Genomic DNA, 9,500 nt, shown 5'->3' on the forward strand with positions numbered 1-9,500 from the left:
CTCCAGCAGGTCGGCGCAGGCCGTCAGGGCCCCATCGACGGCGAAGCCCTTCGGGGCCCGCACCGACGCCCGCAGCCGGCCTCCCCCTTCGCCGGCCAGCAGGGCCACGGGACGGCCGAAGCGCTCCACCAGCCGGGAGGCGACGATGCCGATGACACCGTGGTGCCAGTGGCCCTGGGCCAGCAGCAGGAAGGCGGGCCGGCGGGGACCATCAGCCTCCAGCAGGGCCAGGGCCTCCGCCTCGATCGCACTGCAGAGTTCCCGCCGCTGGCGGTTGAGGGCCTCGCAGGCGCGGGCCAGCTCCAGGGCCCGCTCGGGATCCTCCGTCGTCAGCAGGTCCACCACCAGCTGGGGGTCCCCCAGCCGGCCGACGGCATTGATGCGCGGGGCCAGCTGGAAGCCCACCGCCTCGGCATCGACCCGGTGCTTCTCCAGCCCCGCCAGCTGCTGCAGGGCCTGCAGGCCGGGCAGCGGACTGCGGCCCAGCAGGGGCAGGCCATCGAGCAGCCAGCGGCGATTGACCCCCTCCAGGGGGGCCATGTCGGCGATGGTGCCGATGCAGAACAGGTTGAGGGCGATCTCCAGCCCATGGCGGTGGCGCAGCCGCCGGCAGAGGGCGGTGGCCAGGACGTGGGCCAGCCCCACCCCCGCCAGACCCCGGTAGGGGGAGTCCTCCGGGGTGACCGCCGGGTGCAGCAGGGCCAGGTGCGGCGGCAGCTGGGGGGGCAGGCTGTGGTGGTCGGTGAGGATCACCTCCACCTGCAGATCTGCGGCGCGCTCCAGGGCCTCGATGGCGGCCACGCCGTTGTCCACCGTGATCAGCAGCCGCACCCCCTCGGCCGCCAGCCGCTCCACCATGGCGGCATTGAGGCCGTAGCCGTCCTCCATGCGGCTGGGGATGGCGGCCCGGGGGCGGGCCCCGAGGCGCTGCAGAACCCCCACCAGCAGGGCCGTGCTGGTCATGCCGTCGGCGTCGTAGTCGCCGCAGATCGCCACCGCCTCCGCCCCCTGGCAGCAGCGCACCAGCCGCTCGACCGCCAGCGCCAGAGCCGGGAAATGGGCCTCCGGATCGGGGGCCGCCTCCGGATCCAGCAACTGGCGGACCGCCTCGGCCGTCACCAGGCCGCGACGCCGCAGCAGGGCCAGCAGCTCACAGGGGAGGTCGCCGTCTGGAGCCCCGGCCGCCTCGATGGGGCCGTCACCGCCAAGGGGAGAGGGCAGCAGCCAGCGGCGCTCGTCGACGGCGGAGGGCAACGAGGGGCAGGCGGGGCCCCCGCATTGTGGAAGGCGGGGCCGCGGGGCGCACCCCTTAGCCTGGCTCCGGACACAAGCGCGGCAGCCGATGGCCCCGGCCCTGTCGGCCCTGCTCTGGGATGTGGACGGCACCCTGGCCGAGACGGAGTTCGAGGGCCACCGGGTGGCCTTCAACCGCAGTTTCGAGGCGGCCGGCCTGCCCTGGCGCTGGGACCGGCCCACCTACGGGCGGCTGTTGGCGGTGGGCGGTGGCCACGAACGGATCACCGCCTTCCTGCGGCAGGTGGAGGGCCGCACGCCGGAACGGGGCCGGGTGGAGGAGCTGCAGCGCCGCAAGCAGGCCTGCTACGCCGAGCTGGTGCAGCAGGGCCGCCTCGCCCTGCGGCCCGGGGTGGCCCGGCTGGTGGAAGAGGCCGCGGCGGCGGGCCTGGCCCATGTGGCGGCCACCTGCAGCGGCGTCGAACTGGCCCGGCAGCTGGTGGCGGCCCCGCCCAACAAGGCGACGCCCCAGGCGCTGGCCGACGAGGCCGCCGCCATCGCCGACGCCTTCGGCCTCCAGCTCAAGGTGCTGGAGCGGGCCGACTGCGAGGCCCTCGGCATGGGGGCCTACCTGGGGGTGGCCCAGGGCTCCGACCTGCCCCCCAAGTTCATCCATCTCACCTTGAGGCCCACCGGCGAGGTGACCCGGCGGGTGGTGCTGGTGGGCAAGGGGCTCACCTTCGATTCCGGCGGCTACAACCTCAAGACGGCCGGCTCCCAGATCGAGATGATGAAGTACGACATGGGCGGCAGCGCTGCCGTGCTGGGGGCGGCCCGCGCCATCGCCGAGATCCGCCCCGCCGGCCTGGAGGTGCACGTGATCGTCGCCAGCTGCGAAAACATGATCAGCGGCGGTGCGATCCACCCGGGCGATGTGCTCACCGCCTCCAACGGCAAGACCATCGAGATCAACAACACCGACGCGGAGGGACGCCTCACCCTGGCGGATGCGCTGGTGTATGCCTGCGGGCTGGAGCCCGATGCCATCGTCGATCTCGCCACCCTCACCGGGGCCTGCGTGATCGCCCTGGGCGAGGAGATCGCCGGACTCTGGTCCCCCAGCGACGGCCTGGCCGAGGCCCTGATCGCCGCCGGCACGGCCGGTGGCGAGTCCCTCTGGCGCATGCCCCTGCGCGGCTCCTACAAGAAGGGGCTCAAGAGCCACGTCGCTGACATGAAGAACACCGGGCCGCGGCCCGGGGGCTCGATCACCGCCGCCCTCTTTCTGCAGGACTTCGTCACCAGGGGGCTGCCCTGGGCCCACCTCGACATCGCCGGCACCGTCTGGAGCGACAAAGCGCGGGGGCTGGATCCGGCGGGGGCCACCGGCTTCGGGGTGCGCACCCTGGTGGCCTGGCTGGTGGCGGGCGCCCCGGCCTGAACGGCGCCGCCGCCGTCCCCGGCGGCTGGGGCGGCCGGAGCCTGCGGCCTAGGTTTGCTTCCAGACCAGACAACGCATCGCCCCATGGCCGTTCACAAGATCCGCTGGTACGTGAAGGCCCAGCTCGGTGTGCTCCTGCTCCCAGCCGGGCTGTGCCTCTTCGGGGAGGGGGTCATCCGCAAGGGCATCCAGACCTGGTCGGCCCTGGCGGCGGCGGCCGACCAGGGGCAGTCGCTGCCGGAGGCCGGACCCTGGGTCTGGTACGGGGCCCTCGGCCTGATCCTGATCAATGCCGGTGTGGGGCTGATGGTCGAGAGCGGGCTGCTGCGCGGCTACCCCCGCACCCCGCCCCGGGCCTGAGCCACGCCCAGACTCAGACCGCCACCGGTTCGGTGTCGCCCCGACCGGGGATGCGGGCGTGCAGCTCGGCGGGGGATTCCAGGCGGTGGATCTGCCAGGTGGCCTTCTCGCCGCAGCTGGCCTGCAGCTTGTCGAGATCGTCGGACGCCTGCCTCGGGCTCGCATAGGGCCCGATGTGGCGCGTCTGCAGACCGTCCCGGATGGTCAGCAGATACATACAGAAGCCCTCCGGTGATGGAACAAACGCTAAGGCATTTTCTCGGTCGCGACAGGGGGGATGGCCCGTGCGGTTTCCCCTGCGGGTGATCGGCATCACAGCCGATGGAGGGCTCAGCCGCCCTGCCAGCGCTGGCTGGTGCGGGCCCGTCGCCCCCAGACCGTGTCCAGGCGCCGGTCGCGTCCACAGGACCAGCGGTAGTAGTTGTACCGGACGCCGTTGCGCTTGGCGTAGTTCTGGTGGTAGCCCTCTGCCGGCCAGAACCTGGCCAGGGGCCGGATCGCCACCTTGATCGCCGAGGCCGGCTTGCCCAGCTCCCGGGCGGCGGCCACCAGGCTGTTGCGGGCCTCCACGGCCTGGTTGGCGCTGGTGGTGAAGATCACGGGCCGGTAGGAATCGCCACGGTCGCAGAACTGGCCGCCGCCGTCGAGGGGATCAATGTTGCGCCAGTAGGCCCGCAGCAGGGTGTCGTAGCGGATCTCGGTGTTGTCGAAGCGCACCCGCACGACCTCCTGGTGGCCGCTTCCGCCGGCCGAGACCTGCTTGTAGGTGGGGTTGGCGGTCTTGCCGCCGCTGTAGCCGCTCTCCACGTCCAGGACCCCGGGGAGCACCTCCAGATCGTGCTCCAGGCACCAGAAACAGCCGCCGGCCAGCACGGCCTCCTCGGTGGCCGCCAGGGCGGGCGCCACCGGCCCGCCGAGGGCCAGCAGCAGACCAAGCACCAGCGCGATCAGTCGCATGGGGGGTGTCCCGGGAAGGGTTCCAGAATCGCCGTCGCGGCCCGGCGGGTGACGCCCGGCTCTCCGAGCTTCTCCCTCAGACGAACGTAGCCCTCCAGCACCCGCTCCCGTGCCCCGGAGGCGGGATCGAACAGGGGCAGCAGGGCCGCCAGGATGGCGTCCGGGGTGAAATCGTCCTGGAGCAGTTCCGGTACGAGCCGTTCCCCCAGCACCAGGTTCACCGGGGAAATGTGGGCCACGTTGAAGTGGATCACATGTTTCGCCAGGAACGCCGTCGGCCGGCTCACCCGGTAGCCGGTCACCTGGGGCACCCCCCGCAGGGCCAGCTCCAGGTTGGCGGTGCCCGACTTGGTGAGGGCGGCATCGGCGGCGGCGCACAGCAGCGGCCGCAGCCCGTCGGCCTCACCGGCCGGGATCACCCGCACCGCCGTGGCTCCGGCCGCCCGCATGGTCTCGGCCAGGACAGCTTCGAACCCCGGCAGGCCGGCGGGTAGCAGCACCTGCAGATCGTGCCGCTGCCGCTGCAGCATGGCCACGGCCTGGGCCATGGCCGGCAACACGTAGCGCAGCTCCTGGCGCCGCGAGGCGGGCAGCAGCAGCAGCACCGGCGCCTCCGCCGGCAGGCCAAGCCGCTCGCGGGCCTCCTGGCGCGTCGGTCGCTGCTGCAGGGTGTCGATCAGGGGATGGCCCACCCAGGTGACCTGGGCTCCCCGTTCGGCGTAGAAGCTGGCTTCCTCCGGGAAGATCGCCAGGATGCGGTCGGTGAAACCGATCAGCCGGGTGGTGCCGCCGTCGCCGAGGCGGAAGGCCCACTCCTGGGGGGCGATGTAATAGGTGATCGGCACCTGGGGGTAGAGCCGCCGCAGCCGCAGGCCGAGGTTCACGTTGGCCCCCATGTAGTCGATCAGCACCACCGCATCGGGGGGGTGCAACCGCAGCCAGCGGCGCACCCGGGCCTGCAGCTTGAGGGTGGGGATGACCAGGGGAATCGGTTCCCACAGGCCGATGGCCCCGAGCTTGGTGGTGTCCGCCAGGAGCTGGGCGCCAGCACGCTCCATGCGGCTTCCCCCGAGGGCCACCACATCGAGCGGCAGGGACCGGCGGGCGGCCTCCTCGTGCAGGGCCTTGACCAGCAGGGATCCCTGCAGATCACCGGACACCTCTCCGGTGCTGACCAGGAGTCGCACCATCAGCGCTGGGCCGGCAGCGGTCCGCGCCGGCCCGGCCCCACCGAGGCCTCCAGAAAGGCGCAGAGCTCATCGGCGGCGGCCAGCAGGGGCCGCTCCCGGGCCTGCCGCAGGGCGGCGGCCAGCACCAGGTCACTGCGGTAGATGAGGGTCCAGAGATCCTGCAGCTGGCGGAACTGGGCGCCGTCGTCGAGCTGGGCCATGCCGCTGCGGCGCAGCCCGACGCGGTTCAGTCCCCGGATGCGGCCGGGGTGGCCCTCCACCGTCATGAACGGGGGCACGTCGCGGTCGATGCGGCTCATGCCGCCCACCATCGCCAGGCTGCCGATGTGGACGAACTGGTGGATGCCGAGCACGCCGCCGATCACCGCCCGCTCGCCGATCACCACGTGGCCCGCCACCGCCACCCCGTTGGCGATGACGATCCGGTCGGAGAGCTGGCAGTTGTGGCCGATGTGGCTGTAGGCCATCAGCAGGTTGCCGTTGCCCAGCACGGTCCGCTCCCCTTCGGCGGTGGCGCGGTTGATGGTCACGCACTCGCGGATCGTGTTCTCATCGCCCATCACCACTTCGGTGGGGGCGCCGCCGTACTTGAGGTCCTGGGGCTCAAGGCCGATGCAGGCCCCCGGGAAGATCCGGTTGCCCTTGCCCATCCGCACCCGCCCGTCGATCACCACATGGGGACCGATGCGGCTGCCCTCGCCGATCTCCACCTCCGGACCGATCACCGCATAAGGGCCGATCTCCACACCCGGGCCCAGCCGGGCCCTCGGATCCACCAGGGCCGTGGGATGCACGGATGTCGTCATGGCTGCACTCGACATCGCGTCAGTCCACGAGCGAGAACATCAGCTCGCCCGAGCAGACCCGCTCGCCATCGACCGTGGCGGTGGCGTGCACCTTGCCGAAGCGCTTGCGCTTGAGACTGAGCAGTTCGCAGGTGATCAGCAGCTGGTCGCCGGGTACGACGGGCCGCCGGAACCGGACGCCGTCGATGCCGGCGAAGACGAACAGACCCTTGGGAAGATCGGGCATCTGGGTGACGATCAGGCCCCCCACCTGGGCCATGGCCTCGACGATCAGCACCCCCGGCATCAGCGGCCGGCCGGGGAAATGGCCCTGGAACTGCGGTTCGTTGAAGGTGACGTTCTTGAGGGCCACCGCCCGCTGGCCGGGGACATACTCCACCACCCGATCCACCAGGGCGAAGGGATAGCGATGGGGGAGCAGGTTGAGGATCTGTTCGCTGCTGAGCACCACGGCCGGGGGCGCATCGGCGGCAGCGGCCGTGGCGGCCTCGGGAGCGGCGGAGGGAAGAACGGTCAAGGATTCAGTGGGTCGGTACGGGTACGGGCAGGCGGGGCGCCTGGGCCGCAAGGGCCGCGGCCATGGCGGTGTGCAGGCCATGGGAACCGCGGTAGGCAAAGACGTGGGCCCTCGGCAAGCCCACCAGCGCCAGATCTCCCAGCAAGTCCAGCAGCTTATGGCGCACCGGTTCGTCGGCGAAGCGCAGCGGCGGATTCAGCCAGTCGTCCCCGTCACAGACCAGGGCATTGTCGAGGGCGCCGCCGCGGATCAGGCCCGCGGCCAGCAGCTGCTCCACCTGGTCCCGGAAGCCGAAGGTGCGGGCCGGGGCGATCTCGGAGACGAAGCTCTCCGGCGTGAGATCGAGGGCATAGAGCTGGCGGCCGATGGCGGGCTGGGGAAACTCGATCGCCGCCGCCAGGCGCAGCCGGTCGTTGGGCAGGGCCGCCACGAACCCAAGCCCCTGGCCGAGGGTGAGGGGCAAGGGGGGCAGCGCCGGCTCGACGCGCTCACCCCTGTCGCTGAGGCCCGCCTCGGCGATCGCGTCCACCCAGGGCAGGCCGGAGCCATCGAGCAGGGGGATCTCCTCTCCGTCCACCCACAGTTCCGCCTGGCTCACCCCGGTGCCGGCCAGGGCCGCCAGCAGGTGCTCCACCGTCGCCAGGCGGCGATCGCCGACCTGCAGGCAGGTGCAGAGGCGGGTGTCGCACACCTGGGTGGGGCCGAGTCGCTGCAGGGGACGCTCCGGCGCATCCAGCCAGCCCAGCCAGTAGCCGGGCCGCTCCGAAGGGCCGAGGCGGACGCGGGAGACGGCGCCGCTGTGCAGCCCGACCCCGGAGCGCTCCACGCTGGAGCGCAGGGTCCAGGCCTGGCGATAGTCGCTGGGCCAGCTGGTCACTAGAACTTCCAGCCCACGCCGAGGTTGAAGCGCCACTCGCCGGTGAAGTCCTGGCTGGCCACCTCCAGGCGCAGCGGGCCGACGGGGGTGGTGACGATCAGGCCGGTGCCGATCGAGAAGCCGGAACCAGGCTTGTTGAGCAGGCCGCCCAGGTTGCCCGGGACCTTCGCCTGGCTGCCGAAGGTGGTGCCGCCGTCGATGAACAGCTCGCCGCTGACGATGCTGAACAGGGGGAAGCGGTATTCGATCGTGGCCTCGCCGAAGCTCCGGCCGACGCCCAGGTCGCAGTCGAAGTAGCCCCGCACCGAGTTGCCGCCACCCAGGCAGAAGGCCTCATAGGGCGGCAGGTCGCCGATCACCGTGCCAGCGGACACCTGGAAGGCCAGGGCCTGCTTGCAGTCCTCCGTCTCGCCGGCCTTCGGTCGGCAGCCCTTGTAGAACTTCAGCCAGCGCACCGGGATGTAGTGGGTGAAGCTGCCGCGGATCCGGTTGAAGGTGGGGGAATCGGGGCCCACCGAGAAGAACTGCTCGGTGCCGATGCTGATGAAATTCCCCTGGGTGGGGTTGCGGGGATCGTTGAGGGTGCTCATCGTCGCCGCCAGCCGCAGGCCCAGCAGCTGGTTGCGGGCGGCGCAGTTGAAGGCGAGGCAGATGATCGAGCTGGTGGGAGCCGTGAACAGCGCGGTGGACTCGTTCGGGGTGGCCAGACCGAAGCGGCGGGAGGTGCCGGAGAAGTCCATGGGTGTGGCCACCTGGCCGGTCAGCCCCAGCAGCACGGTCCAGGGCGCCCGCTTGAAGGGGTTGCCGCCGTTGAGGGGACGCACGAACTGGACGTTGGCCCCGACGCGCTGGATCAGCACGCTGTTGCCGTCGAACTGGAACCAGCTGAGGTTCTGGCCGCCGGCCTCGGCGGCGATCCGGGCCGCCGTCACTGACGGGAAGACGTCAAGGAGGGGGTTGAACGGCGAGAAGATGTTGTAGGCGACCTGGGTGCCCGGGGCCTGGTAGAAGTCGGCGACGGTGAAGATGTTGCCGTTGTCCTGGCTCTGGAACACCTGGGGGGCGTCCCGGCTGACGAAGGCCTTGAACCGGAAGGCGGTGCGGTACTTGTCCCCCTTGATCCAGGGGTCGCTGAAGGAGATGTCGGCCAGGCCGCCGAACTGGCCGTAGGTGAAGCTGGTGGACAGGTCCCAGGCCCGGCCGAACAGGTTGCTGTCCTGAATCTGGATCTGGCCGAAGACCCCCTGGCTCTGGCTGTAGCCCAGGCCCCCGGAGAGGGATCCGGTCGACTGCTCGACGACCCCCAGCACGATCACCACCGAGCCGGGATCCTCAGGTTCGGGGCGCAGGGTCACCTTGACGTCGCTGAACAGGCCGGTGCCGTACAGGCGCTTGAGGTCGTCCTCCAGGTTGCGGCGGTTGAAGATCTCGCCGGTCTTGATGGAGATCTCACGGGTGATGACCCATTCCTTGGTCTTGCCTTTGATCGGCTGGCCCTTGTCGTTGGTGGCCGATCCCTCCTTGTTGAGGAACTGGACCTCCACGCCCTTCACGGTGCCCTGGCGCACCAGCAGCTGCACGTCGCCTTCGGGGCTGATCCGGGAAGGGCCGGTGACGCGGGCCAGGGAGAAGCCCTGGTCGGCGTACCACTTCTGCAGCTCCTGCATGCGGCCCTGCAGGGTCACCAGGTTGAGGGTCTTGCCGTAATCGCCGGCGAAGGTGTCCTGAACCACGGTCTCCGGCACCTTGGCGTCGGCCGGATCGAGGCTCACCTTGGTGAGCACGGGGTTGGGCACCACCGAGACCACCAGCCGTACCCCCAGGGGGCCGTCCTGGGGCTGGATCCGCACGTCGGAGAACCAGCCGGTGGCGTAGATGGCCTGCAGATCGGTTTCCAGCTCGCTGCGGGTGATGGCGTTGCCGGGGGTCACCGCCATGGCGGCATAGGCCGCCAGCTCGAGCCGCTCACGCTCGGGGTGGTCGGCCAGGCCTTCGATCACGACCTCGCTGATCAGCACCCGGGGTTCGGCCGAGGCCGAAGGGGCGGGCGCCGGGCCCAGGGAGGGCTTGCCGGGCCGGTCGTCGCTGGCGGCGGGCGGGCCGGGGGTGGCCCCAGTGG

Annotated in this window: 9 protein-coding genes and 2 pseudogenes; 3 read left to right on the plus strand and 8 right to left on the minus strand. The window is 71.3% G+C overall.

All coding sequences use genetic code 11. The features are described from left to right. Nucleotides 1–1,254, minus strand: a 1,254-nt coding sequence (locus tag VB737_RS03760) for a single-stranded-DNA-specific exonuclease RecJ (protein WP_500311255.1), incomplete at its 3' end; no start/stop codon positions are given. A gap of 88 nt (nt 1,255–1,342) precedes the next feature. Here VB737_RS03760 and VB737_RS03765 point away from each other — a divergent pair. The 3 genes and pseudogenes from VB737_RS03765 to VB737_RS03775 all read left to right on the plus strand — a co-directional run. Beyond that, nucleotides 1,343–1,684, plus strand: a pseudogene (locus tag VB737_RS03765) (HAD family hydrolase); the annotation flags it as partial. Beyond that, a pseudogene (locus tag VB737_RS03770) lies at nt 1,667–2,674 on the plus strand (leucyl aminopeptidase); the annotation flags it as partial. The pseudogenes VB737_RS03765 and VB737_RS03770, both read left to right, overlap by 18 nt. A gap of 84 nt (nt 2,675–2,758) precedes the next feature. Continuing rightward, the gene (locus VB737_RS03775; RefSeq protein ID WP_106220326.1) at nt 2,759–3,034 is read left to right on the plus strand and encodes a hypothetical protein; all 276 of its coding nucleotides are present in this window, start codon (nt 2,759–2,761) and stop codon (nt 3,032–3,034) included. A 13-nt stretch (nt 3,035–3,047) separates the two neighbouring features. On the opposite strand, the gene VB737_RS03780 is transcribed toward VB737_RS03775, so the two are convergent. The 7 genes from VB737_RS03780 to VB737_RS03810 form a co-directional block, all read right to left on the minus strand. Beyond that, nucleotides 3,048–3,251: a hypothetical protein gene (locus VB737_RS03780; RefSeq protein ID WP_500311257.1), complete on the minus strand. Its 204-nt coding sequence runs from the start codon at nt 3,249–3,251 to the stop codon at nt 3,048–3,050. Nucleotides 3,252–3,364: 113 nt separating this feature from the next. Then, nucleotides 3,365–3,991 carry a peptide-methionine (S)-S-oxide reductase MsrA gene (msrA, locus tag VB737_RS03785; RefSeq protein WP_500311259.1) on the minus strand — a complete coding sequence of 209 codons (627 nt, stop codon included), beginning with the start codon at nt 3,989–3,991 and terminating at the stop codon, nt 3,365–3,367. Beyond that, the gene (gene lpxB, locus VB737_RS03790) at nt 3,982–5,181 is read right to left on the minus strand and encodes a lipid-A-disaccharide synthase (RefSeq protein WP_500311260.1); all 1,200 of its coding nucleotides are present in this window, start codon (nt 5,179–5,181) and stop codon (nt 3,982–3,984) included. Before lpxB ends, msrA begins: the two co-directional genes overlap by 10 nt. After that, nucleotides 5,181–5,987, minus strand: coding sequence for an acyl-ACP--UDP-N-acetylglucosamine O-acyltransferase (lpxA, locus tag VB737_RS03795; RefSeq protein WP_500311262.1), 807 nt, complete (start codon nt 5,985–5,987; stop codon nt 5,181–5,183). The genes lpxB and lpxA overlap by 1 nt, the downstream gene beginning before the upstream one ends. Before the next feature lie 19 nt (nt 5,988–6,006). Next, the gene (gene fabZ, locus VB737_RS03800; RefSeq protein ID WP_043327381.1) at nt 6,007–6,435 is read right to left on the minus strand and encodes a 3-hydroxyacyl-ACP dehydratase FabZ; all 429 of its coding nucleotides are present in this window, start codon (nt 6,433–6,435) and stop codon (nt 6,007–6,009) included. Between the two features lie 73 nt (nt 6,436–6,508). Continuing rightward, on the minus strand, nt 6,509–7,381 hold the full coding sequence (gene lpxC / locus VB737_RS03805) for a UDP-3-O-acyl-N-acetylglucosamine deacetylase (protein ID WP_500311264.1): 873 nt from the start codon (nt 7,379–7,381) through the stop codon (nt 6,509–6,511). Next, on the minus strand, nt 7,381–9,500 hold a 2,120-nt coding region (locus tag VB737_RS03810), incomplete at its 5' end, for a BamA/TamA family outer membrane protein (RefSeq protein ID WP_500311266.1). The genes lpxC and VB737_RS03810, both read right to left, overlap by 1 nt.

The sequence above is a fragment of the Synechococcus sp. BA-120 BA3 genome (assembly GCF_034931285.1).
Classification (GTDB): Bacteria; Cyanobacteriota; Cyanobacteriia; order PCC-6307; family Cyanobiaceae; genus Cyanobium.